We start from the raw sequence: 23,206 nt of genomic DNA, 5'->3' as shown, positions 1-23,206 counted from the left end.
GCGCGCGGCCGGGTGCGCGGCCGGGTGCGGGTGCCCCGGCCGCCGGTGGATCGCCGGTCAGCAGTAACGGGCGGGCGCGATGCGGTCCATCACGCCGCCGAACCTGCCCCGGTAGTTGGAGCTGTAGTCGCCCCGCGACGCCAGGCGCTTGGCCCGCCAATTCCACTCGGTGTCGGCCGTGTCGACGAAGCAGGCTCCGCTCGTGGCGACGAACGAGCCCACCTTGTCGGCGTGCGTGCCGCCGATGAACCTGTTGCCGTTGGCCTCCCACCAGGTGTAGACGGCACCCGTGTAGTTGGCGCCCGTCCACAGGCACACGTGGGCGTGACAGGCCGGCGCGGCGGCCTGCGCGGTCGCGGCGGGCACCGCCAGGAGGCCGGCGGCGAGCGCGGGGGCGGCGATCATGCTGAGGACTCTCATGATGCTCCTTCTGTCGTTCTTGCTGGAACATCACGGGACGCTATACGCACCGTCATCGATCGAACACAGAAAGTAAGGAGCTTCTCACTGTCCGGGCCCTATTTCGACACATCCGCCGCTCCTCTGTGCTCGTGGGGCGAGGTGCGCGCTCATGCCCGGGGCGGCGGAAAGGAGACGAACCAACGGTGGGTCAGCCGGTCGCGGTGGTGAGGCGGTTGCTGAAGCGGGCCAGCATCCGGGTCTGCACCGTCTCCGGGATCAGGCGGGCGAGCATGGGCGGGGTGCGCCAGTTCGCCGGGTTGCGCTTGGCGAGCCGGGAGACCAGGGAGATGTGCGGATAGCGGGCCCGCTCGTACGCGCGCAGCCGCGCCGCCGGGTCGCCCTCGCCGACCAGCGCCCGCCCGAGCACCCAGGCGTCCTCCAGGGTCTGGTTGGCGCCCTGGCCGAGGGTGGGCGGCATGGTGTGGGCCGCGTCGCCGGCCAGCGTGATCCGCCCCGCGCCCCACACGGCGGGCACCTTGTTCCAGTGGTGGCCGAAGAACTCCAGGTCCTCCTCCTTGGCGGCGGCCAGCACGTCGGAGACCGGCGAGCGCCAGTGCCCGAACCTCCGGCGCAGCTCGGCCAGCGGCGCGGCGGGCCGCGGGTCGGCGGGCGACCAGCGCACGTCGAACCACCACTGCAGCAGCCCGTCCCCCGCCGGCATGAGGCCGCACGCGCCCTCCGGCCCGCTGATCATGAGGTGCCTGGTGGTGTCGGTGATCTCGATGTCGATGGGGCTCAGCCCCTGCCAGGTCCCGAACGTGGCGGGCCGCACGGTCCCCTCGCCCCACAGGTGGCGGCGTACGACGGAGTGGTGCCCGTCGGCGCCGACGAGCACGTCACCGGTGGCGGTGGAGCCGTCGGCGAACGTGGCGGTGACGCCGTCCGCGTCCTGGCGCACGTCCCGGCAGGCCATGCCGTGGCGGACGACGCCGTCCGGCAGCCCGGCGGCCAGCCGGTCGAGCAGGTGGCGGCGCGGTACGGCCCTGGTCGGGAAGCCGTAGCGGGCGGCGGCGTGAGCCAGGTCCATGGTGGTGCGCAGCCTGCCGGTCGAGGTGAGCGCGTCGATCCTGTCGATGCGGGCCCCGACGTCGGCCAGGGAGATGCCGAGGTCGTCGAGTATGGCGTTGCCGTTGCTCCACACCAGCAGCGCCTTGCCGCCGGTGCGGCGCTCCGGCGCCTGCTCGTACACGCGGACGCGGTGCCCTCCGGCCATTGACACGTGCGCGATGGCGAGCCCGCCGACTCCCGCGCCGATGACGATGACGTCCATGATTTCTCCACTTCGATAAATCTTCACTTCGAAGATACATCGATGGGGAGTAGGGTGACGAAGTGGGTTCCGCGCAGCAGCCAGAGGACGTCTTCCGCGAGTTCGTGATCGCGATCCTGCTGCACAACGACGCGCTCGCCGACCGGCTCGGCCTGCAGCCCGCCGACGTGGCCGCGATCATGCTGCTGGAGACGCGCGGACCGCTGCCCGTGGGCACGATCGCCGAGGAGCTGGGGCTGCCGTCCGCTTCGACGACCCGGCTCATCGACCGGCTGGAGAAGGGCGGCTACGCCCGGCGCGTGCGCGGCGCGCGCGACCGCCGCACGGTGACCGTTGAGCTGGTGCCCGAGGGCCTCGAGGTGTACGAGACCGCGTGCACGTCCACCAGGAAACACCTCGAAGCGCTCGCGCTGCGTCATGGGATCGAGCGGATGCCGATGATGCTGGAGGTGTTCGCGATGGTCGGCTCCGCGTACCGGACGGCTCTTCGCGACCTCCGCGCCGGCTGACGTCTCGCGCCTTCCTGTGAAAGCGCGATGCCGAGGGGCACCGGCGGCGCACGTCCTTGTACGCGGTCGCGCCACCCCGCCGTCACTGGATTTCCCGGCGCACGTGAGCCGGTGACCACCGCCTCCGCCGGCCCCCTCACGTGTGGCCGCTCGCGCATGCCCGCGCGAAGGTCGGACATTTCCGCCATGAGAGGCATGGTTAGAGTTGTGCCTTCGGGGCGGTGCTCGGGCCCGCCGCGGCGTACCACGGGGAGGACATGGCGGACGTGTCTCGGGACGACCAGGCCGCGGCAGAAGGAAGGGCTCCCCTGCGAGTCGCCCTGATCGTGGCCATGGCGTGGTTCATGCAGAACCTCGACACCACGATCATCAACACCTCGCTCCCCCAGATGGCCGAGACGTTCGGCGTGGACGCGGTCAGCGTCAACATAGGCATCACCGCCTACGTCGTCGCCGGCGCCGCCTTCATCCCGCTGGGCGGCTGGCTGTCAGACCGGTACGGCGCCAAGCGGGTGTTCGCGCTCGCGATCGTGGTGTTCGGCCTGGCCTCGATCGCCTGCGCGGCCTGCACGGCCTTATGGCAGTTCGTCCTCGCCCGGGTCGTGCAGGGGGCCGGTGGCGCGCTGATGGTGCCGGTCGGCCGCATCATCGTGCTCAAGAACGCCGGCAAGCAGGACCTGATGCGCGCCACCGCGCTGATCACCTGGCCGGCGCTGCTCGCCCCCGTCATCGCCCCGGTGCTCGGGGGCGCCCTGACCACCTGGTACGGCTGGGAGTGGATCTTCCTGCTGAACGCGCCGCTCGCTCTGGCCGGCACCGTCCTCGTGCTGGCGTACGTGCCGAGCGTGCGCGACAGCGAGCCCAAGCCGCTCGACCGCGTCGGCACCGTTCTCATCGTCACGTCGCTGAGCCTGACCATCTACGGCCTGTCCGAGCTGGCGCAGCCGTCCCTGATCGGGCTGGACCTCGCCCTGCCGGCCGTCGGGCTGCTGGTGGGCGCGGGGGCCGTGCGGTGGTTCCGGCGGGCCGCGTACCCGCTGGTCGGGCTGGGGCCACTGCGGGTGCCCACGTTCGCGGCGGCGAGCCTGCACGCGGGCAACCTGATCCGGCTGGCGATCAGCGCGACCCCGTTCCTGCTGCCGCTCATGCTCCAGGAGGCGTGGGGGCTGACGCCGCTGGAGGCAGGGCAGCTCGTGCTCGTGTACTTCCTCGGCAACCTCGTCATCAAGGTGATCACGACGCCGCTGATGCGGTGGCTCGGCTTCCGTACGGTGCTGGTGTGCAACGGGATCGGAGTGGGGCTGTCGATCGCGGCGTTCGGGCTGCTGGACGCGCGCACCGGGTTCGTCCTGGGGGCCGCGGTGGCGTTCGTGGCGGGGGCCACCCGGTCGATCGAGTTCACCGGGATCAACACGCTGTCGTTCGCCGACATCGGCTCCGCCGACCGGGCTTCGGCCTCGACGCTGTTCAGCATGACGCAGCAGATCTCCGTGGCTCTCGGGGTGGCGGTCGCGGCGATCGTCCTCCAGGTCGCCCATGGTCCCGCCGCCACGCCCCTCACCCAGAGCGACTTCTCCCTGGCCTTCTACGTCAGCGGCGCGATCGCGCTGGCCGGCGCCCTGCTGATGCTGCTCCTGCGCCCCGACGCCGGCCACGAGGTGACCGGCCACCGCCCCAGGCGCGACGCCCGTACCAACGCCTGACCGCGGTCACCCGTGGTCTTTCCCGAGGTCGGCGTGCAGGTCGGTCAGGGCGTGGGTGAGCAAAGCGAGGACCTCGCCGGGGCCGTCGACGGAGGCGTCGAACACCCCGCACACCGACGCGGCGCCCCTGCCGTACAGGAGGGTGATCATGGCGGAGACGCCGGGGGCCAGCGGCGGGCACAGGAACAGCTCGCGGGCGGCGGGGAACTCGCCGGTGATGCGGATGGTTCCGACGTCGAGCCGGCGCGGCGCGCCGCGCGCCATCAGCGGCATGGCGGTGCCGAACGCCGTCCTGGACACGGCGGCGGGCAGCCGGTAGAGGGCGCGGATGCGGCGGCGCTGCCGGCTGATGAGGGCGAGCGTGGTCTGGTCGGCGATCGCGCGCAGCCGCGCGTGCGGTGCCGGCTCGCCGCACGGCAGCGTGACCGGGAAGACGCCGACGTGGTTGCCCAGCGCCGCGTGGTTGCGCGGTCCCCGTACGCTGACCGGCAGGTTCACCGTGATCCCCGGTCGCGAGCGCCACACCTGCGGGCGCCAGGACCGCAGGGCGCCGGCGAGCAGCGCCAGCATGACCTGGGTGACGGTGGCGCCGGTGCGCTGGACGACCGCGCGCAGCGCCCCGGCGTCCAGCGGCACGGTCAGCAGGCGCGGGCCCTGGCCGCCGGGCGGCTTCGACGGGTGCCAGCGTGGCAGCGGTGCGGCCAGTCTCGCGAGGTCGGTGAGCGTCCCCCGGATCGCGGGCGCGTCCCTGGCGGGCGGGTCGGGCGCCGGATGCGGCAGGCGCTCCTCGCCGGTCAGCGCCCTGATGCCGCTGAGCAGGCCCAAGGCGTCCTGGAACGCGTGGTGCACGCGGTGCACCAGGACGTGCTCACCCGGCGTGTGGCCGTGCAGCACCAGCAGGTCCCACAGCGGGCGGTCGCGGGGCAGCGGGCGTTCGGCGATGAGGTCGAGGGCCGCCTGGGCGACGTCCTGCCCCGGTCTCAGGTGGTGGTGGGTGACGTGGCCGGCCGGGTCGAAGCCCGGATCGGGCGCCCATGCGGCGTGCCGCCCCGCGCCGGTCAGGCGGTACCGCAGGACGGGCGCCCGTCCTGCGGTGGCGGCGATCTGCTCGTGCAGGTCCGGCGGCGCGGGCGGGCCACCGGGCAGGTGGGCGGCGACGGCCATGTGCATGCGGGAGTCGGCCGCCGCCGCCCGCGCCAGGCTCAGCACGTAGTGGTCGCCCAGGGTCAGCGGCACGGCACGAAGAGGAGAGGTCACGGGAGGTCGGATCCTTCGGGGGCGAGTGCCGCTTTCAGGCCGTCGGCGAGGGTGAGGGACGGGGTGAACCCCAGGTCGCGAGCGGCGGCGTCGTAGGTGCAGGTCCAGTCGGGGTGGCGCATTTCGCGTACCTTGTCGCGGTTGAGGGCGGGCACCGTGTGGCGGGCGCGGCCCAGCAGCTCGGCCAGCGCGGCGATGGCGGTCATGACGGGCAGGGGGATCGGCAGGACGGCCGGGGGGCGGCGGCCGAGGGCGGCGGCGACGGCGGCGCAGATGCCGGGCCAGTGGTGGGCGATGCCGTCGCTGAGCGGGTAGACGCCGGTCGACGGGTCGTCGTGGCGTACGGTGGCGCCGCGTTCCGTGGCGGCAAGGAGCGCGGCGCACAGGTCGGTCACGTGGATCATGCTGTAGCGGCCCCCGGCACGGCCCGGCCGAGGCACCAGGCCGAGCCGGACCAGCGGGAGCAGGGCGGGCAGCAGGGCGGGCTCGCCGGGGCCGTGCACGATGCCGGGGCGCAGGATGACCGACGGCACGCGGTGGGCGTGCGCGCGGATCGCGTCCTCGGCGGCGCGCTTGCTCGCACCGTACGCCGACACCGGCCCCCTGCCTCCTGGACCGGCGGCGGCCAGCGACGAGCAGTGCACCAGCCGGGGCGGTACGCGGCGGGCCGCCAGCGCCTCGACGAGCCGGGCGGTGCCGTCGCGGTTGACCGCCCACAGCTCGGCCGCGCTCCTGGCCCTGACGGCGGCGGCCAGGTGGACGACCACGACGGCGTCGCGTACCGCCTCCTCGACGCCCCGCCCGGTGACCAGGTCGCCTTCCACCACCTCCACGCCCAGCGCGCGCAGCGCGGCGGCCCTCGCGGACGGCCGGGTCAGCGCGGTGACCGCGTGCCGCCGGGCGAGCGCCGCCCTGACCAGGTGGCCGCCCACGAAACCGGTGGCGCCGGTGACGAGTACGCGCGTCACAGCTCGCGCCGGTAGATGCGGTACGTCTTCGTGCGCACGCAGCCGTCGGCCGCCAGGTAGCGGTTGACGGCGTCGTTGTCCTCCAGCGTCCAGCCCAGCTCGCAGTCCACCGGCCCGCGGGCGCGGATCGCGTCGTACGCGGCGGCGTACAGGACGGCTTCGACGCCCTGGCCGCGCAGGCGTTCCACGACGCCGAACAGCACCGCGCGGGTGCGGCGGACGTGGCGGGCGGCGCGCGCCAGCCGGAGCAGCCCGATCGGCAGGCCCCACGTGGTGAGGCGGCCGCGGGCGGCGGGCAGGGCCTCGTTGAGATCGGGCAGCACCAGGGCGACGCCCACCGGTTCGCCGCCGGCCTCGGCGAGCTGGATGAGGCGGGGGTCGATGACGGAGCGCAGCCGCCGCGCGGTGGCGGCGAACTCGGCGTCGGTCATCGGGGTGAAGCCCCAGTTGTGGCGCCAGACGTCGTTGTAGACGTGTTTGACCCGGTCGATGTCGGCGGCGAAGCGGCGGCCGTCGAGGGGACGTACGGTCAGGCCGTGCCGCCGCCGCGCCCGCTCGGCGACGTGGGCGAGCCGCTCGCCGAGCGGGTGGGGGCCGCGCCGCCACGCCCACAGGTCCTTCGCCTTGCGCAGCCCGCACCCTTCGAGCAGATCGCGGTAGTAGGGCGGGTTGTACGGCATCATCACGGCCGGCGGCTCGCCGAAGCCGTCGACGAGCAGCCCGCACTCGTCGTTCATGGTGAAGTTGACCGGCCCGGCGAGGCTCGTCAGCCCCCGCTCGCGCGCCCACCGGGCGGCGGCGCCGAGCAGCGCGGCGGCGACGGCGGGATCGTCGGCGCAGGCGAACTGCCCGAAGAAGCCGTCGCGGCCGCCGTGGGCGGCGTTGTGCCGCGGGTTGTGCACGGCGGCGACGCGGCCGGCCACCCGCCCGCCGGCCGTGACGGTGAACAGCTCGGCGTCGCCGTAGGCGAAGAACGGGTTGCGGCGCCGGTCGAGCAGCCATCGGCACTCGCCGCGCAGCGGCGGCACGAAGTGCGGGTCGTCGCCGTGCAGCAGGTAGGGCAGCTCGACGAACGCCCGCAGCCCGCGCCGGTCGCGTACCGGCCGGGCGGTCGCGCCGGCCGCGGGAGTATCCGGAATCACACTGCGCGTATGTCGCATGACGGTAAGTTACTCTCTCGTGACGGTCTGCCGCAGGAGCCCCCGGTTCTGGGAAACCTTCTTGGGCAGCGGCGTGCTGCCCGCCGCGCTGCTGACCGGCGACGGCGTGGTCGAGCGCAGGCTGCGCCGTACGGGTGGCATGTTCGGCCTGTGGTTCCCCGGCATCGGCAGGGCGGTGCTGGTGTCGGATCCCGCGCTGGTCAGGGCGGTGATGCGGGCGCCGGCCGGCGTGGTGGCGGCGGGCCCGGCCAACCGGGTGCAGGAGCCGGTCATCGGGCCGAGCGGGCTGGCCAGGCTGGAGGGGGCCGAGCATCGCGAGATCCGTACGCTCATGGCGCCGTCGGTCCGCGACCGGGTGCCCGAGCGGCTGCGCGCGGCCACGGAGCGGCTCGCGCTGCGGGCGGCGGCCCGGTGTCCTTCCGGCGTGCCGTTCCCGCTGCGGCCCCTGCTGCACGGCGCGCTGATGGAGGCGGTCCTGGAGCTCACCATGGGTCTCAGCCCCGAGCGGCAGCGGGCCTGGCGGGTGCCGCTGCGCGAGCTGTTCAGGCGAGCCGACTCCTACGAGATCACCGTCCGCTACGCGCTGCGGCACGCGGGGGCGCTCGACTGGTGGCCGTCCTACCACCGGGCGAAGGACGCCTGCGACCGGCTGATCCACGCCGAGATCGACCGGCGGCGGGACGGCGACGAGGGCGACGACCTGCTCGGCGCGCTGCTGCGGGCGCGCGACGACGACGACCTGCCGCTGCCCCGTTCGGTGGTGCGCGACCAGGTGATGAGCATGATCGCGGGGGCGCGGACGACCACGGCCAACGGTCTGGCCTGGGTGTTCGAGCGGGTGGTGCGCCATCCCGAGGTACTGCGGCGGGTGACCGGCGAGAGCGAGCTGGGCGAGGGTGACGCGTACGCGAGCGCGGTGACGTACGAGGCGCTGCGGGTGCGCCCGCCGGTGGCGTTCTTCGGCCGGGTGGTCAGGCGGCCGTTCGAGCTGGGCGGCCGGCTGCTGTCGCCGGGCACCACGATCATCGTGCACCTGCGGACGCTGCACCACGACCCGGCCCTCTATCCCGACGCGGCCACGTTCCGCCCCGAACGCTGGCTCGACGGCCGGCCCGCGGGCTACGGATGGATGCCGTTCGGCGGCGGCGCGCACACCTGCCTGGGCGATCGCCTGGCGATGGTGCAGATGCGCACCTTCCTGCAGGTCTTCACCCGCGAGCTGGCGCTGTCACCGGCCTGGCCAGGCGACGAGCCGGTCAGGTGGAAGGCGGTCTCGAACTCGCCCGGCGCGGGCTGCCGGGTGATCGCCCGCCCGCGTTGACCAGGTTTGTACGGGTTTTGCCCAACGCTCTACCCGATGGCGGGCACAACCCGGATCCTGGAACGACGGGAGATCGACGTGTGTGGCATAGCCGGATGGGTGGACTTCGAGCGTGACCTGCGGCAGGAGCGGCGGACCGCGCAGGAGATGACCGGCACGATGGCCTGCCGGGGGCCCGACGACGAAGGGCTGTGGCTGGCCCCGCACGCCGCCATCGGGCACCGCAGGCTCGCCATCATCGACCTGGCCGGCGGGCGGCAGCCGATGACGGCCCCGGAAGAGGGCAGGGAGGAGGGCCGGGAGGCGGCGGTCCTGACGTACAGCGGGGAGATCTACAACTTCGAGGAGCTGCGCGCCGAGCTGGAGGGCCACGGGCACGTCTTCCGCACCCGCAGCGACACCGAGGTCCTGCTGCACTCCTACCTGCAGTGGGGCGAGGACCTGGCCGAGCACCTCAACGGCATGTACGCCTTCGCCGTCTGGGACCCGCGCGCCGAGCATCTGCTCATGGTGCGCGACCGCATGGGCATCAAGCCGCTCTACTACTACCCGACCGCGCACGGCGTGCTGTTCGGCTCGGAGCCGAAGGCGATCCTGGCCAACCCGCTGGCCCGGCGCGTGCTGGAGATGGACGGGCTGCGCGAGCTGCTGGCGTTCGTCAAGACGCCTGAGCACGGCATCCTGTCCGGCCTGTACGAGGTGCGCCCCGGCCAGGTCGTCCGCGTCTCCAGGGACGGCATCGTCAAGCGCCGCTACTGGCGGCTCTCCTCCCGCGAGCACCCCGACGACGTGAGCTCGACCGTCAAGACCGTCCGCGAGCTGCTCGACGACATCGTCACCCGGCAGCTCATCAGCGACGTGCCGCTGTGCACGCTGCTGTCCGGCGGCCTCGACTCCAGCATGGTCACCGCGCTGGCCGCCAAGCTGCTGCGCGAGCAGGGTCTCGGCACCGTGCGCTCGTTCTCGGTGGACTTCACCGGCTACAGCGAGAACTTCAAGCCCGACCTCACCCGCTCCACCCCCGACACGCCGTACGTGCACGAGCTGGCCCGTTACGCCGGCGCGGACCACAGCGACATCGTGCTCGACTCGGCCGCGCTGATGGACCCGGCGGTGCGCTCGGCTGTGCTGCGGGCGCGCGACCTGCCGATGGGCATCGGCGACATGGACACGTCGCTGTACCTGCTGTTCAGAGCCATCAGGGGACACTCGACGGTGGCGCTGTCGGGCGAGTCGGCCGATGAGGTGTTCGGCGGTTACCGCTGGTTCCACGACCCGCAGTCGGTGGCGGCCGAGACGTTCCCGTGGCTGGCCAGCCCGGCCACCGCCGCGCACGCCGGGGCCGAGCGGCTGTTCCACGACGACCTGCTGCGCCTGCTCGACCTGCCCGGCTACCGCGCCGAGCGCTACCGCCAGGCGCTGGAGGAGGTGCCGCGGCTGCCTGGCGAGAGCGGGCACGAGCGGCGCATGCGCGAGATCAGCTACCTGCATCTGACCCGGTTCGTACAGATCCTGCTCGACAGGAAGGACCGGATGAGCATGGCCGTGGGGCTGGAGGTGCGGGTGCCGTTCTGCGACCACCGCCTGGTCGAGTACGTCTTCAACGCGCCGTGGGCGATCAAGACGTTCGACGGGCGGGAGAAGAGCCTGCTGCGCGCGGCCTCGGCCGACCTGCTGCCGGACAGCATCCTGCAGCGGGTCAAGAGCCCGTACCCGGCCACCCAGGACCCCGGGTACGACGAGGCGCTCCGCGAGCGGGCCCGCGAACTGCTGGAGCTGCGGGACTCGCCGGCGGGGCGGCTGGTCGACCGGGCCAAGGCCCGCGCGACCGTCGAGGAGCCGGCCTCGCCGGGGAGCAGGGCGGCGCTGGAGCGATTCGTCCAGCTCCACTACTGGCTGAACCGCTACGATGTCGGCCTGGCCCTCTGAACGAACCGTCGCGAGCCCGCCTCCACGGACGGGAAGCGCCCGCCTGTTACCCTCTGGAATGGATTGATGGCATTGCGTCACGTCGGGGGGTTCGGGGATGAAGGTCGCGTGCGTCGGTGGTGGTCCCGCCGGTCTTTACTTCGCGCTGCTGCTGAAGCGCACCGACCCGGCGCACGAGGTCACCGTCTACGAGCGCTATCCGGAGGGCTCGACGTACGGATGGGGCGTGACGTACTGGGACGAGCTGTACGCCAAGCTGCGCGCCATCGACCCCGAGTCCGCGCGGGCCATCCGTGACGGCTCGGTGCGCTGGAAGTCCTGGGTGGCGCGGGTCGGCGAGCATCCGCCCGCCCGCGTCGGCCACTGGGACGGCGGCTTCGGCATCGGCCGCAACCTGCTGCTCGGCATCCTCGCCGACCGGGCCCGCTCGCTCGGCGTGCACATCGAGTACGGGCGGGAGATCACCGGCGAGGAGGAGCTGTCCGTCGCCGACCTGATCGTGGCCTGCGACGGCGTCCACAGTGCGCTGCGGGAGCGGCATTCCGGGCATTTCGGCACCTCCGTCGCGCTCGGCCGCAACGCCTACCTGTGGCTGGGCACGACCAAGGTGTTCGGGCCGTTCACCTTCTCCTTCGCCGAAACCCCGCACGGCTGGATCTGGTGTTACGGCTACGGCTACGACGCCGGCCACAGCACCTGCGTCATCGAGTGCTCGCCCGAGACGTGGGAGGGGCTCGGCCTCGACCGGGCGACCGACGCCGATGGCCTGGCGCTGCTGGAGAAGCTGTTCGCCGACATCCTCGACGGCCATCCGCTGATCGGCCGCGACGACGCCGGTGAGCGGGCCCGCTGGCTGAACTTCCGTACGGTGACCAACGAGCGCTGGCACCACGGCAACCTCGTGCTCATGGGCGACGCCGCGCACACCACCCACTACTCCATCGGCGCGGGCACCGCGCTCGCCCTCGGCGACGCCGCCCATCTGGTGCACTCGCTCACCACCGAGCAGGACCTCGCCGCGGCGCTGGCCGGCTACGAGCGGGGCCGGCAGGCGACGATCCGGCGCGCCCAGAAGGCGGCGCGCTACAGCGCCCGCTGGTACGAGAACCTGCCGCGCTACGCGAAGCTGCCGCCCGAGCAGCTGCTCACCCTGCTCGGCCGGCGGCACTCGACCGTGCTCCCGCACGTGCCGCCAGGCCTGTACTACCGCTGCGACCAGGTGCTCGATCGGGCGGCGACGTGGTGGTCGCGGATCAGGGGACGAGCCTGAGGCCTCAGCCGCCCGCCGCGTGCCGCTCCAGGAACGTGTAGACGTCGGCCTCGTCCACGCCGGGGAACGACCCAGGTGGCAGCGCGGCCAGCACGTGGCTGTTGGCGCGGGCCGACGGCCAGGCGTAGCCCTCCCAGCGCTCGGCCAGCTCGGCGGGCGGGCGGCGGCAGCAGTCGCCGTTGGGGCAGTTGGAGCGGGTGCGGCTGGTCGTCTCGCGCCCGCGGAACCAGCGCGACTCCTTGTACGGCACCCCGAGCGTGATCGCGAAGTCCCGCTCGCGTGACGGATCGACGTGCGCCACGCAGAAGTAGGTGCCGGTGGGCGAGTCGGAGTATTGGTAGTAGACGGAGAACCGGTCGGGCGAGGCGAACACCTGCCGCCCCGACCACTGCAGGCACATCCGCTGCCCCTCGATGGCGCCCTGCTCGTCGGCGGGGAAGACGATGCCGTCGTTCTCGTACGCCTTGTAGATGGTGCCGCCCGCGTCGTTGCGCACGAAGTGGCAGACCAGGCCGAGGTGGTGGGTGGCGAGGTTGGTGAAGCGGTGGGCGGCCATCTCGTACGACACGGCGAAGACGTCGCGCAGGTCCTCCACCGACAGCGCACGGTCGGACTTGGCCTCCTGGAGGTAGAGCGCGGCGGCCTTCTCGGGCACCAGGACGGCGGCGGCGAAGTAGTTGGCCTCGGTGCGCTGGCGCAGGAAGTCGGCGAAGTCGCGCGGCTTGTCGTGGCCGAGCGCGAGGTGGCCGAGCGTCTGGAGCAGGATCGTGCGCGGGGTGTGCATGCCGAGCTGCTCGTGCTTGACGTAGATGCGGCGGTGGCGCAGGTCGGTGATGGAACGCACCGATCTCGGCAGGTCCTGGGCGGTGTGCACGGTGTAGCCGAAGTGCGTGACCACGCTCTGGATCATGCTCTGCGACAGCGCGCCTGTTCGGTAGCCGACCGCGTCGAGCGCCTCGGCCGCGGCCTTCTCGATCTCGGGGAAGTAGTTGCCCACCTCGCGCTGGCGGCGGCGCAGCTCGGCGTTGGCGACCCTGGCCTCCTCGGGCGTGGCGGTGCCTCTGGCCTGGCGGGCGCGTAGCTCGCCGTACAGGCCCAGGATGTGTTCGAGCACGTCGTTGGGCACGCGGGCGGAGACCTTGAGCCGGGGCAGGCCGAGGCCGGCGTAGACGGGGTCGCGCTGGGCCTCCTCCAGCGCGATCTCCAGCTGGGCGCGGCGGTTGGGCGGCTGGCGGCGCAGCAGCTCTTCGACGGGCACACCGAGCGCGGTCGCGAGCGACTTGAGCAGGGAGAGCTTGGGCTCGCGCTTGCCGTTCTCGAGCAGGGAGAGCTGGCTCGGCGCCCGGCCGACGCGCGAGCCGAGGTCGGACAGCGTGAGCCCGCGCTGTTTGCGCAGGTGGCGCAGGCGCTGGCCGAACGCGATCAGATCGAGCTCCTGCGTCAAAGACAGCGGTTCTTCGCTCAGCACGGGCGCCATACTGGGATCTTAGACAGAATTTCCAGCCATTTTCTAGCCTCAACCCGATGCCGATTCGGGTTCGGGCGCCGCCTCGGTGCGCCCGCCGGATTGGTCTAGGCCAAAGGTAAAAGTTGCGAATTCTTCACTGCTGAATACGCGCGAGTAATGCATGTAGGCGGAAGATTCGCGATTCTTCTCGGTGGTTTGCCCTATTTGACGGTGCTTGCGAGGGCAGAGACTCGGCGTGAGCCCCAGGGGACGACCGAAGGAGTGAACGGTGAACGATCGCCTCAAGGGAGCTGCTGAGCAGCTGCGGGACGAATGGGAGAACGACCCTCGCTGGGCCGGCATCGAGCGCACCTACAGCGCCGATGACGTGATCAGGCTGCGGGGCAGCGTCCAGGAGGAGCACACGCTGGCCCGGCTCGGCGCCGAGCGGCTGTGGAGCCTGCTGCACACCGAGGACTACGTCAACAGCCTCGGCGCGCTGACCGGCAACCAGGCGGTGCAGCAGGTGCGGGCCGGCCTGAAGGCCATCTACCTGTCCGGCTGGCAGGTGGCCGCCGACGCGAATCTGAGCGGGCAGACCTACCCCGACCAGAGCCTGTACCCGGCCGACTCCGTGCCGTCCGTCGTGCGCCGCATCAACAACGCGCTACTGCGCGCCGACCAGATCACCTGGTCCGAGGGCGTGGACGACGCGCCCCACTGGCTCGCGCCCATCGTGGCCGACGCCGAGGCCGGCTTCGGCGGCGTGCTCAACGCGTTCGAGCTGATGAAGGCGATGATCGCGGCCGGCGCCGCCGGCGTGCACTGGGAGGACCAGCTCGCCTCCGAGAAGAAGTGCGGCCACCTGGGCGGCAAGGTGCTCATCCCGACCGGCCAGCACATCAAGACGCTCAACGCCGCCCGGCTCGCCGCCGACGTGGCGGGCGTGCCCACCCTGGTCATCGCGCGGACCGACGCTCAGGCCGCGACCCTGCTGACCAGCGACGTGGACCCGCGCGACCAGGCGTTCGTCACCGGCGAGCGCACCGCCGAAGGCTTCTACCGGGTCAGGAACGGGCTGGAGGCGTGCGTGGCGCGCGGCCTGGCGTACGCGCCCTACTCCGACCTGCTCTGGATGGAGACCGGCACGCCCGACCTCGACGTGGCCCGCGCGTTCGCCGAGGCGATCAAGGCCGAGTACCCCGACCAGATGCTCGCCTACAACTGCTCGCCGTCGTTCAACTGGAAGGCGCACCTGGACGACTCCACCATCGCCAAGTTCCAGCGCGAGCTGGGGCACATGGGGTACAAGTTCCAGTTCATCACGCTCGCCGGGTTCCACGCGCTGAACTACGGCATGTTCGACCTGGCCCAGGGGTACGCGACCGACGGCATGAGCGCGTACGTCGAGCTGCAGGAGGCCGAGTTCGCGGCCGAGGCGCGCGGTTACACCGCCACCCGTCACCAGCGCGAGGTCGGCACCGGCTACTTCGACCTGGTCAGCACCGCCGTGGCGCCCGACTCCTCGACGACGGCGCTCAAGGGCTCGACGGAAGAGGAGCAGTTCGCCCGCTGACCCCGCACAGGCTCGCCGGCACACGTCCTAGGGCATGGGACGGTTCCCCGGCGACCGGGCCGCGCCGGCCCCACCACCGGCGCGGCCCTCACCTCTTCGGCGTCACGGGGTGGGGGTGCTGGTCGGCGGGGTCTCCGAGGGAGTTGGGGACGGGCTTTCCGACTCGCCTGGACCGTCCTGAGGGATGGTGCTGATCGAGGCCGACGGAGTGGGGCAGGCGCGGCGAGGGACCGGGCGGCGGCCAGGGCCCGCGCAGGTCTGCGGCTCGTCGGCGCCGCCTCCACCGTCGCCCCCGCCGTCGCCCCCGCCGTCGCCGTCCCGGCCTCCGGGGCCGAAGGTGCGGGTGCGGGGTTGCCTGAACGGGCTGCCGGAGGACGGGGTGAGCGTTCTGACCGGGCCTTTCGTCGTGGTCTGCGTGACGATCACCGTGGACGTGCCCGGCGGCGGAGCCGTCGTCGCCGGGCGCACGACCGGCACCCCGCGCCCGGCCGAGGCTGTGGGCCTGATGGTGGAGTGGGCGCTGCCCGAGGTCTGCACCACGGCGGGCGGGTCACCGGGCGGCAGCGCGCCGCCCTCGGCGCTCCTGCCGTCGCCGCCGGCGGCCACGATGACGGTGACCGCCGCGATGGAGACGGTCGCCAGCGCGGCGAAGCCCGCGTGGCCGAGGTGCGCGCGCTGCCGGGCCCGCCGGCCGCGCCTGGCCGGCCGGGAACGGTCCACCCCGGCCGCCGGCCCCGCGAGCCCGTCCCCGACGGGGGTCAGGGCCGGCTCGCCCCCGCCGGGGAGTCGAGCCGGCCCACCCCCGTCCAGGTGCCCGCTCCCCTGCGGGTCGCGAGCTTGATCGTCCTCGGCCTGGTGCGGGAGCGGGGTCCAGATCTTGGAGAGCACCTCGGCCACCGCCTGGCGCAGGTCCCAGGGGGCGCCGACGCCGCCCGACGCCAGCAGCGCACGGAGCAGGGCGGTGGCGTCGGGGCGTGCCACGGCGTCCTTGGCCAGGGCGGCGGCGACGGCCGGGCGCAGCAGCGCGGGGACGCCGTCGAGGCGGGGCGGCTCGAAGAGGATGCGGCGGGTGATCGCGTCGTCGTCGCCGCCGCCGAACGGGTGGTGCCCGGTGGCGGCGAAGGCCACCACGCAGCCCCAGGCGAAGACGTCGGACGCGGGCAGCGCGGCCCCGCCGGTCAGCCGCTCGGGCGCGACCCACCCTGGGCTGCCCATGACCTGCCCGGCCTGGGTGTGCGCGGCGGCGACGGCCACGTCGCGGGCGATGCCGAAGTCGATGACCCGCGGCCCCTCGGGGGACAGCAGCACGTTCGCCGGCTTGAGGTCGCGATGCACGAGACCGGCCTCGTGCACGGCCACCAGCGCGGCGGCGGCGCCGAGCGCGACGCCGTACGCCAGGTCGGGCGTGAGCGGCCCGCCGGCCAGGACGACCTGGGAGAGCGCGGGGCCCGGGATGTACTCGGTGACGAGGTAGGGGCGCTCCCCCTCGGCGCCGTCCTCGATGACGGCGGCCGTGCAGAAGGGCAGCAATCTGCGGGAGAAAGCGACTTCCTCTGCGAAGCGGGCCCGTAACGTGGCATCGTTGAGATGCACCGGATGCGGGGTTTTGAGGGCTACCAGGCCACCTTGCGGGTGTTCGGCCAGATAGACGATCCCCATCCCGCCCGTTCCCAGGCGGCCGAGTAGCAGGTAGCGGCCGATGATGACCGGGTCCCCCACCGTAAGCGGTCGCACGCCGGGAGGCATGCCGCTCGCACCACGCGCCATCCGGGCCGCCTTCCCCTGATCGGTGTCCTGGCACAGCACACTGTGGCGGCATCCGCGGGGGCTTTCCGCATGTCTTACATAAGGGGTATTGGAGGTAAGGCGGTCGTACCCTCTAGGTGAGTAAGTGCAGTGACATAGCGGCCTGAAGTGGCACAGCGCGCCCCGGGGGGTCAGGACGCGACGGCCGCCGCCTCCTCGGCCTCGACCTGGCGGTTCCAGTCGCTCTTGACCGCGCGCCACGCCTCGTCGTCCACGCCGAGCCGCCAGTAGCCGGAGATCGACAGCCGGTCGAGGCCGATGCCCCGCTCCAGCCGCAGGAAGCGGCGCAGCTCCTTGACGAATCCGGCCTCGCCGTGCACGAACGCGTGCACGTCACCGCCGGGGAACTCCAGCGCCCGCACGGCCGCGACCAGCGGCTCGCCCACCGGCCGGCCGCCCCGGTAGAGCCAGGTGATGTGGGCGTCGGCGGCGGTCTCCAGCTTCAGCTCGTCCTCGGGGGCGTCCACCTCGACGAACACGTGCGCGGGCGCGCCCTCGGGCAGCGCCTCCAGCGCGGCCGCGATGGCCGGCAGCGCGCTCTCGTCGCCCACCAAAAGGTGCCAGGCGGCGTCGGGGTCGGGCGCGTAGCCGCCCCCCGGGCCCAGCATGATCAGCTCGTCGCCGGGCGCGGCCTGCGCGGCCCAGGGACCGGCCAGGCCCTCGTCGCCGTGCACGACGAAGTCGAGGGTGAGCTCAAGCGCGTCGGGGTCCCACGCGCGCACGGTGTAGGTGCGCAGCCGCGGCCAGTGCCGGCGCGGCATCGTCTCGCGGCAGGTCTTCATGCTGAACGGGCGCGGATAGTCGACGTCCTCGTACGGGAACACGAGCTTGACGTAGTGGTCGGTGCACCCGTCGGTCGAGAAGTGCGCCAGCCCTTCGCCCCCCACGACGACGCGCACCATGTGACGCGAGATGCGCTCGGTTCGCTGGACGATCCCCTGGTGATGGTCGACCCTGGTATCCGGCATGAGCTGTCCCCCTGAGCAAGTTAGGTATACCTAACCTTACACTGCTCTCTTTCCTCTGCGTATGCCATTGCCCCCAAATAGGACGGGTAAAAATCAGGCCGCCGCCGTGTCCCCCGTGGCGGACCCCGTCGTCGCCACCTCCTTCAGGAAGCCCGCCATGTGACGGAACGCCTGCCGCGCCTCAGGCAGCACGTCGGCCAGGATCGGGAAGACGTGCGGCATCCTGGACCACTCCTCGTACCGCACCGGCACCCCGGACTCACGCGCCCGCGCGGCCACCCGGCGCGCCTCGTCGCGCAGCACCTCCGTCGACCCCGTCACGATCATCAGCGGCGGCAGCCCCGTGAAGTCCCCGTGCACCGGCGAGACCAGCGGGTCCCATGGGTCGAGCCCCGAGGTCCACCGGCGGGCCAGCCAGCGCACCCGCCCGGCCGGCAGCATCGGGTCCTGCCAGCGGTTCTCCCTGCGCGGGATGTCGGTCAGGTCGGCCCACGGCGACAGGCAGATCGCCGCGGCGGGCAGCGGGCGGTCCGCGTCGCGCAGCGCCAGCAGCGTCGCCAGCGTCAGGTGACCGCCCGCGGAGTCGCCCGCCAGCACGACGTCCTCGGGCGCGTACCCCTGGCGCAGCACGCAGTCGTAGGCGTCGAGGGCGTCGGCCAGCGAGTCGGCCAGCTTGTGCACCGGCCCCTGACGGTAGTCGAGCGCGAGCACGGGACGCCTGGCCGCCGCCGACAGCCGCCAGGTGATGGACCGGTGCGTACGCGGCGAGCACGAGAAATAGCCGCCCCCGTGGAAATAGAGCACCATCTTGCGCTCGTCGAGCGCCTCCCCCGCGCGCACCCACTCGCCCCCGCATTCCGAGAACGCCGCGGGCGCGAGCGCGACGTGCTCGGGGCACGGCACCCGCACGACCCGTCCGAGCTCGCCCAGCCGCGCGGCGCCGGCCAGCGCGAGCGGGTGGCGCATGAGCAGGCTGGAGACCGGTTTGACGGTGCCCCACATCAGGCCGGTGAGCGCGCGGGCCTGCCAGCTCAGGGGGTAGTCGGGAACCACGTCCGTATCGATCCGCATTGTGTGACCCTCCAAGGAAGTCCTTCCCTGGAGATCGCGTTCCTACCGGCCAGTAAGTAACTCATCTCTTACCGGCACATTTCGGCCCGGCATCCGAGGACAGAAAACGCGTTGCGCGCCGGTGCCGCCGCAACGGATAATTCCGTGCTTCCCGACCGCAGACCCGTGCGCGGGTCCGGGCACGGACCGTCACCGTGCCATCACCCCCCGGAGGTGCCAAACCTTCCCGCTCTACGCCCGGCTCGTCCGGTACGGCTTCCGCAAGCACGCCACCTACGTCTGGGCCGCACTCGCCGGCGCCTTCACCAACAGCGTGTTCGGCGTCCTGCGCGCCTACATCCTCATCGCGCTCTGGCAGGCCCGCCCGGGGCTGGCCGGCTACGACGTGACCGACGCCGTCACCTACTGCTTCCTCACCCAGGCGTTCATCGCGCCGATGCAGCTCTTCGGCGGCGGCCTGGCCATCCCCGAGCGCATCCGCAGCGGCGACATCGCGCTCGACCTCGTCCGCCCGGCCTCCCTGCAACTGTGGTCGCTCGCCGAGGACCTCGGCAGGGCCTCCTACCTGTTCCTCGTCCGCGGCATCCCGCCGATGCTGCTCGGCGCGGCCCTGTTCGGCATCAAGGTCCCCACCGACGCGGGACGCTGGGCCGTGGTGCTGGCCGGCCTGTCCATCGCCGTCGTCGCCAGCTTCGCCTGGCGCTACCTGCTCGCCCTGTCGGTCTGCTGGCTCCTCGACGACCGCGGCGTCGCCGTGCTGTCGATGGTCCTGATGACCTTCTTCTCCGGGATGATGGTGCCGCTGCACCTCTTCCCCGGACTGCTCGGCGACATCGCCGCCGCGCTCCCCTGGGCCGCCATGGTGCAGGTGCCCGCCGACCTCTACCTCGGCAAGACCGACCCCGCGCAGGCGCTGGCCTTCCAGGCGTTCTGGGCGGCCGTCCTGCTCGGGCTCGGCGCGCTCGGCACCCGGGCGATCCGCCACAAGGTGGTGATCCAGGGTGGTTAGGACGTACCTGCTGCTCATCTGGACGTGGACCCGCGCCGCCGCGGCCTACCCCGCCTCGTTCGCCATGATGACCCTGCTCGGCTTCGTCACGGCCGCGATGGACGTGGGCGTCATCCTGGTCGTCTTCGCCAACACCACCAGCCTCGCCGGCTTCTCCCGCGACGAGGTGCTGTTCCTGTACGGCGCGGCGAGCCTCTCCTTCACGATCTGCGACACGTTCGTCAGCAACCTCGACCGGGTCAGCCAGCACATCAAGGCCGGCACCCTCGACACCATCCTGATCAGGCCGGTCGGCGCGTGGCTGCAACTGGCCACCGACCGCTTCAACGCCACCAGGATCGGCCGCATCCTCCAGGCCGCGCTGGTGCTCGGCTACGCGATCGCCGCGCTCGGGGTCGACGTGCGGCGCGCCTGGATGATCCCCGTCATGGTGGCCACCGGCATCGTCATCTTCGCGGCGCTGTGGACGCTGGCCGGCGCCGTGCAGTTCATGCTGACCGACGCGCCCGAGGTGGTCAACGCCTTCACCTACGGCAGCCAGCAGCTCAACCAGTATCCGCTCAGCATCTACACCCGCGACCTGGTGGCGGGCGTGACGTACGTGCTGCCGCTGGCGTTCATCAACTGGCAGCCGGGCCTGTACGTGCTGGGCCGCGCCGACCCGTTCGGCACGCCCGAGTTCATGCGTTTCATCGGGCCGGCCGCCGCGCCGGCCCTCGCCCTGCTGGCCGCGCTGGCCTGGCGGCAGGGCGTCCGCCACTACCGATCCACGGGGAGTTGACGATGATCGAGCTCGATCGGGCCGGGCGCTCGTTCAAGGTGCGCAAGAACGTCGTGCACGCCGTACGCGACCTGTCGTTCACCGTGTCGGCCGGCGAGTTCGTCGGCTGTCTCGGGCCCAACGGCGCGGGCAAGTCCACCACGATCAAGATGCTCTGCGGCATCCTCACCCCCACCTCGGGCACGGTCCGGGTGGCCGGGCTGGAACCGTCGCGGCGGCGTACGACGCTGGCGCGGCGCATCGGCGTGGTGTTCGGGCAGCGTACGACGCTGTGGTGGGACCTGCCGCTGAAGGACAGCTTCGAGCTGATCCGGCACCTTTACAAAGTAGATCGCACGGCGTTCCGCGCCAGGCTGGCCGAGCTGACCGAGACGCTCGACCTGGGCGCGTTCCTGGGCACGCCGGTGCGCCAGCTCAGCCTGGGCCAGCGCATGCGCGGCGACCTCGCGGCGGCGCTGCTGCACGCGCCCGACGTGCTGGTGCTCGACGAGCCGACGATCGGGCTCGACGTGGTCAGCAAGGCCGGCATCCGCGACTTCCTGCTGCGGCTGAACGCCGAACGCGGCACGACCGTGCTGCTGACCACGCACGATCTCGGCGACATCGAGCGGTTGTGCCGGCGGGTGATGCTCATCGATCACGGGCGGCTGGCCTTCGACGGGACGCTCGACGACCTGATGGCCACCGCGCCAGGCCAGTCGTCACTGGAGGACGTCGTCACCCGCCTCTACACGGGCGCGGATCAGTAGTAGCTGCCTTCGGGGCTGGTCTCGTAGTCGTCGTCCAGATCGTCCTGGCGCCTGGACCATCTGGACGGCATCAGCACGGGGATGAACAGGGCGACGCCGAGCAGCGCGTACACGCCGCTGGTCAGCAGCGTCCTGGCGCCCACTCCCGCTTCGAGCACGATCTGGTTCACCGACTGCCCGGTGGGGATGAGGGAGAGCGCCCTGTTGACGTCGAGCGCGTACACGACCGTCCAGGCCAGCAGCACCATCGACGGCACGAACGTCGCGAGCGGCGAGATGCGGCCCGCGGTCACGAGACCGACGACCAGCCCCACGGCGGCCATCGAGCTCAAGGCGATCCACATCGTCTTCTCGTCGGCCGTGGTCGCCGCCGCCACGTCGAGCGCCTGCCGCACCGCCCACCCGCCGCCTCCGAGCACGGCCGCCGTCACCACTAAACCGACGAGCAATCCAGCTAAGTGCCGCAACGTTCTCACCTCTATGTCGACGTGGTCGGCACGACCCTAGCGACAAATGCCATTTTCGGCCCAGCCCTTGGGCAGCTTGGAATCGGAGGTCTCAAGAGACCTTGCCCCGTGAGACCATGAGCACACCCATGCGTGCGCAACTCCCGTTGAGGTTCGCGCGGACGGCCGCCTTCGCCGCCGTCTGCGTGGCGCTGGCCGCGTTCGCCCACGTGCTCGGCGGCGGTTCCGTGCCGGCTCCGTGGGCCGCGGCGCTCGGCCTCGCCGGGGTCTCCCTGCTGGGGCTGGCACTGTGCGGCAGGGAACGCTCGGCGGGCACGATCAACCTCACGCTGGTCGGGGCGCAGATCGGGCTGCACGAGCTGTTCGCCGGCGAGGGCGCCTCCTACGTGTCCGTGCACGGGCACGCGCAGGGCGGGCTCGCCGTCAACGCGGGCATGCTGCTCACGCACCTCACGGCGACCGTCATCACGGGGCTGTGGCTGGCGCGCGGCGAGGCCGCGCTCTGGTCGGTGCTGCACCGGCTCGGCCGCCGGCTCACGCTGCTCGTCCCGCCCGCACCGCCGGTGCGGCCGCAGTGCGCGCCGCCCGTCGTCACCAGGGTGATCCCGCTGTGCCCCGCCTTCCGGCACAGCGTGGCCAGGCGCGGTCCTCCACTTCCCGCCTGACCGTCTGACACCCCTGTTTCATCCCCCCGATACAAGTGGAGTTCTCTCATGTCCTTCGTACGCCGTTCCGTCACCGTGCTCGCCGCTGCCACCGCCCTCACCGCCGGCCTGGCCCTGCCCGCGCTGGCCCACGTCACCATCCAGCCCGGCTCGGCCGAACAGGGCGGCTTCACCAAGGTCGCCTTCCGGGTGCCGAACGAGCGCGACAACGCCTCGACCACCAAGATCGAGGTGTCCTTCCCCACCGACCACCCGCTGGCGTTCGTGTCGGTCAAGCCGGTGCCCGGGTGGGACGTCAAGGTCACCGAGGGCAAGCTGCCCAAGCCGGTCACCACCGAGTACGGCGAGCTGGACGAGGCCGTCACCAAGGTCGTCTGGTCCGGCGGCAAGGTCGAGCCCGGGCAGTTCCAGGAGTTCGAGGTGTCCATGGGCAAGCTGCCCGAGGGCGTCGACTCGCTGATGTTCCCGACGAAGCAGACGTACTCGAACGGTGAGGTCGTCGACTGGTCGCAGGCGCCGAAGGCGGACGGCTCCGAGGCCGAGCACCCGGCGCCGCTGCTCAAGCTGACGCCCGCCGCCGCGAACGGCACGGCCGGCACCACCGCCCCCGCCACCGCTCCGGCCGCCGCCGCGCCTTCGGTGGCGCCGGTGGCCGCGTCAGGGTCGTCGTCCGACGGGACGGCGCGGCTCCTCGGCGGGGCCGGGCTGGTGGTCGGCGTGATCGGCCTCGTGGTCGGCTTCCTCGGCCTGCGCCGCCGCCCGTCCGCCTGATCTCTTGAGCCTGCGGCGCTCCGGGACACCTTCCGGAGCGCCGCGCG

The 23,206-nt window shown here is 72.4% G+C and carries 21 protein-coding genes; 11 read left to right on the top strand and 10 right to left on the bottom strand.

The annotated features are described in order from the left end of the window. Window positions 1-57 precede the first annotated feature (57 nt). Entirely contained in the window at window positions 58-420 is a 363-nt protein-coding gene (locus tag AB0K18_RS16640) for a peptidase inhibitor family I36 protein (protein WP_364914869.1), read from the bottom strand. Between the two features lie 190 nt (window positions 421-610). Further along, window positions 611-1,732 (bottom strand): FAD-dependent monooxygenase, encoded by a 1,122-nt coding sequence (locus AB0K18_RS16635; protein ID WP_364914868.1) that lies wholly within the window; start codon window positions 1,730-1,732, stop codon window positions 611-613. 62 nt (window positions 1,733-1,794) lie between these two features. Here AB0K18_RS16635 and AB0K18_RS16630 point away from each other — a divergent pair, with 62 nt between their 5' ends. Further along, entirely contained in the window at window positions 1,795-2,241 is a 447-nt protein-coding gene (locus AB0K18_RS16630; RefSeq protein WP_364914867.1) for a MarR family transcriptional regulator, read from the top strand. 257 nt (window positions 2,242-2,498) lie between these two features. Next, complete coding sequence (locus tag AB0K18_RS16625) at window positions 2,499-3,944, top strand: MFS transporter (protein ID WP_364914866.1); 1,446 nt, start codon at window positions 2,499-2,501, stop codon at window positions 3,942-3,944. Between the two features lie 6 nt (window positions 3,945-3,950). Here the strand turns inward: AB0K18_RS16625 and AB0K18_RS16620 are convergent, their stop codons facing one another. Genes AB0K18_RS16620 through AB0K18_RS16610 form a run of 3 tightly spaced genes read right to left on the bottom strand, consistent with a single transcriptional unit; the run spans window position 3,951 to window position 7,311 of the window. Next, the gene (locus AB0K18_RS16620; protein ID WP_364914865.1) at window positions 3,951-5,201 is read right to left on the bottom strand and encodes a wax ester/triacylglycerol synthase domain-containing protein; all 1,251 of its coding nucleotides are present in this window, start codon (window positions 5,199-5,201) and stop codon (window positions 3,951-3,953) included. Then, complete coding sequence (locus AB0K18_RS16615) at window positions 5,198-6,169, bottom strand: NAD-dependent epimerase/dehydratase family protein (protein WP_364914864.1); 972 nt, start codon at window positions 6,167-6,169, stop codon at window positions 5,198-5,200. Before AB0K18_RS16615 ends, AB0K18_RS16620 begins: the two co-directional genes overlap by 4 nt. Then, complete coding sequence (locus AB0K18_RS16610) at window positions 6,166-7,311, bottom strand: hypothetical protein (protein ID WP_364914863.1); 1,146 nt, start codon at window positions 7,309-7,311, stop codon at window positions 6,166-6,168. The genes AB0K18_RS16615 and AB0K18_RS16610 overlap by 4 nt, the downstream gene beginning before the upstream one ends. Before the next feature lie 79 nt (window positions 7,312-7,390). Between AB0K18_RS16610 and AB0K18_RS16605 the strand changes: the two genes are divergently transcribed. From AB0K18_RS16605 to AB0K18_RS16595, 3 genes are all read left to right on the top strand, one after another. Then, window positions 7,391-8,650, top strand: coding sequence for a cytochrome P450 (locus AB0K18_RS16605; protein ID WP_364914862.1), 1,260 nt, complete (start codon window positions 7,391-7,393; stop codon window positions 8,648-8,650). A gap of 36 nt (window positions 8,651-8,686) precedes the next feature. Continuing rightward, window positions 8,687-10,579 (top strand): asparagine synthase (glutamine-hydrolyzing), encoded by a 1,893-nt coding sequence (asnB, locus tag AB0K18_RS16600; RefSeq protein WP_364914861.1) that lies wholly within the window; start codon window positions 8,687-8,689, stop codon window positions 10,577-10,579. Window positions 10,580-10,676: 97 nt separating this feature from the next. Further along, a complete protein-coding gene (locus AB0K18_RS16595; protein WP_364914860.1) occupies window positions 10,677-11,849 on the top strand; it encodes an FAD-dependent monooxygenase in 1,173 nt (390 codons plus the stop codon). A gap of 4 nt (window positions 11,850-11,853) precedes the next feature. Here the strand turns inward: AB0K18_RS16595 and AB0K18_RS16590 are convergent, their stop codons facing one another. Further along, window positions 11,854-13,293 (bottom strand): helix-turn-helix domain-containing protein, encoded by a 1,440-nt coding sequence (locus AB0K18_RS16590; protein WP_345409739.1) that lies wholly within the window; start codon window positions 13,291-13,293, stop codon window positions 11,854-11,856. Between the two features lie 292 nt (window positions 13,294-13,585). Here AB0K18_RS16590 and aceA point away from each other — a divergent pair, with 292 nt between their 5' ends. Continuing rightward, the gene (gene aceA / locus AB0K18_RS16585) at window positions 13,586-14,872 is read left to right on the top strand and encodes an isocitrate lyase (RefSeq protein WP_345402404.1); all 1,287 of its coding nucleotides are present in this window, start codon (window positions 13,586-13,588) and stop codon (window positions 14,870-14,872) included. 102 nt (window positions 14,873-14,974) lie between these two features. On the opposite strand, the gene AB0K18_RS16580 is transcribed toward aceA, so the two are convergent. The 3 genes from AB0K18_RS16580 to AB0K18_RS16570 form a co-directional block, all read right to left on the bottom strand. Next, window positions 14,975-16,606, bottom strand: a complete 1,632-nt coding sequence (locus AB0K18_RS16580) for a serine/threonine-protein kinase (RefSeq protein WP_364914859.1) — start codon at window positions 16,604-16,606, stop codon at window positions 14,975-14,977. Between the two features lie 203 nt (window positions 16,607-16,809). Then, a complete protein-coding gene (locus AB0K18_RS16575; RefSeq protein WP_364914858.1) occupies window positions 16,810-17,646 on the bottom strand; it encodes a siderophore-interacting protein in 837 nt (278 codons plus the stop codon). Window positions 17,647-17,739: 93 nt separating this feature from the next. After that, window positions 17,740-18,717: an alpha/beta hydrolase gene (locus AB0K18_RS16570; RefSeq protein ID WP_364914857.1), complete on the bottom strand. Its 978-nt coding sequence runs from the start codon at window positions 18,715-18,717 to the stop codon at window positions 17,740-17,742. A gap of 121 nt (window positions 18,718-18,838) precedes the next feature. Here AB0K18_RS16570 and AB0K18_RS16565 point away from each other — a divergent pair, with 121 nt between their 5' ends. From AB0K18_RS16565 to AB0K18_RS16555, 3 genes are read left to right on the top strand one after another with little or no spacing between them, the layout of a single operon-like run. Further along, window positions 18,839-19,726: an ABC-2 family transporter protein gene (locus AB0K18_RS16565; RefSeq protein WP_364914856.1), complete on the top strand. Its 888-nt coding sequence runs from the start codon at window positions 18,839-18,841 to the stop codon at window positions 19,724-19,726. Beyond that, the gene (locus AB0K18_RS16560) at window positions 19,719-20,507 is read left to right on the top strand and encodes an ABC-2 family transporter protein (protein ID WP_364914855.1); all 789 of its coding nucleotides are present in this window, start codon (window positions 19,719-19,721) and stop codon (window positions 20,505-20,507) included. The genes AB0K18_RS16565 and AB0K18_RS16560 overlap by 8 nt, the downstream gene beginning before the upstream one ends. A 2-nt stretch (window positions 20,508-20,509) precedes the next feature. Continuing rightward, on the top strand, window positions 20,510-21,256 hold the full coding sequence (locus AB0K18_RS16555) for an ATP-binding cassette domain-containing protein (protein ID WP_364914854.1): 747 nt from the start codon (window positions 20,510-20,512) through the stop codon (window positions 21,254-21,256). On the opposite strand, the gene AB0K18_RS16550 is transcribed toward AB0K18_RS16555, so the two are convergent. After that, window positions 21,250-21,732 carry a hypothetical protein gene (locus tag AB0K18_RS16550; protein WP_364914853.1) on the bottom strand — a complete coding sequence of 161 codons (483 nt, stop codon included), beginning with the start codon at window positions 21,730-21,732 and terminating at the stop codon, window positions 21,250-21,252. The genes AB0K18_RS16555 and AB0K18_RS16550 overlap by 7 nt on opposite strands. 119 nt (window positions 21,733-21,851) lie before the next feature. On the opposite strand from AB0K18_RS16550, the gene AB0K18_RS16545 reads away from it, so the two are divergent. Next, window positions 21,852-22,388: an MFS transporter gene (locus AB0K18_RS16545; protein ID WP_364914852.1), complete on the top strand. Its 537-nt coding sequence runs from the start codon at window positions 21,852-21,854 to the stop codon at window positions 22,386-22,388. A 48-nt stretch (window positions 22,389-22,436) separates the two neighbouring features. Further along, on the top strand, window positions 22,437-23,159 hold the full coding sequence (locus AB0K18_RS16540; RefSeq protein WP_364914851.1) for a YcnI family protein: 723 nt from the start codon (window positions 22,437-22,439) through the stop codon (window positions 23,157-23,159). Window positions 23,160-23,206: the final 47 nt, after the last annotated feature.

It is taken from the genome of Nonomuraea sp. NPDC049421 (assembly GCF_040677005.1).
GTDB classification, from domain to species: domain Bacteria; phylum Actinomycetota; class Actinomycetes; order Streptosporangiales; family Streptosporangiaceae; genus Nonomuraea; species Nonomuraea salmonea.
The sequence above is the reverse complement of the archived record's forward strand: the minus strand, read 5'-3'. Positions and strand labels throughout refer to the sequence as shown.

What these genes read in the sequence shown, in the direction of transcription:
- AB0K18_RS16640 (WP_364914869.1), bottom strand. Translation starts at nt 420, where the DNA reads ATGAGAGTCCTCAGCATGATCGCCGCCCCCGCGCTCGCCGCCGGCCTC.
- AB0K18_RS16635 (WP_364914868.1), bottom strand. Translation starts at nt 1,732, where the DNA reads ATGGACGTCATCGTCATCGGCGCGGGAGTCGGCGGGCTCGCCATCGCG.
- AB0K18_RS16625 (WP_364914866.1), top strand. Translation starts at nt 2,499, where the DNA reads ATGGCGGACGTGTCTCGGGACGACCAGGCCGCGGCAGAAGGAAGGGCT.
- asnB (WP_364914861.1), top strand. Translation starts at nt 8,687, where the DNA reads ATGGCGGGCACAACCCGGATCCTGGAACGACGGGAGATCGACGTGTGT.
- AB0K18_RS16595 (WP_364914860.1), top strand. Translation starts at nt 10,677, where the DNA reads ATGAAGGTCGCGTGCGTCGGTGGTGGTCCCGCCGGTCTTTACTTCGCG.
- AB0K18_RS16575 (WP_364914858.1), bottom strand. Translation starts at nt 17,646, where the DNA reads ATGCCGGATACCAGGGTCGACCATCACCAGGGGATCGTCCAGCGAACC.
- AB0K18_RS16570 (WP_364914857.1), bottom strand. Translation starts at nt 18,717, where the DNA reads ATGCGGATCGATACGGACGTGGTTCCCGACTACCCCCTGAGCTGGCAG.
- AB0K18_RS16555 (WP_364914854.1), top strand. Translation starts at nt 20,510, where the DNA reads ATGATCGAGCTCGATCGGGCCGGGCGCTCGTTCAAGGTGCGCAAGAAC.
- AB0K18_RS16545 (WP_364914852.1), top strand. Translation starts at nt 21,852, where the DNA reads ATGCGTGCGCAACTCCCGTTGAGGTTCGCGCGGACGGCCGCCTTCGCC.
- AB0K18_RS16540 (WP_364914851.1), top strand. Translation starts at nt 22,437, where the DNA reads ATGTCCTTCGTACGCCGTTCCGTCACCGTGCTCGCCGCTGCCACCGCC.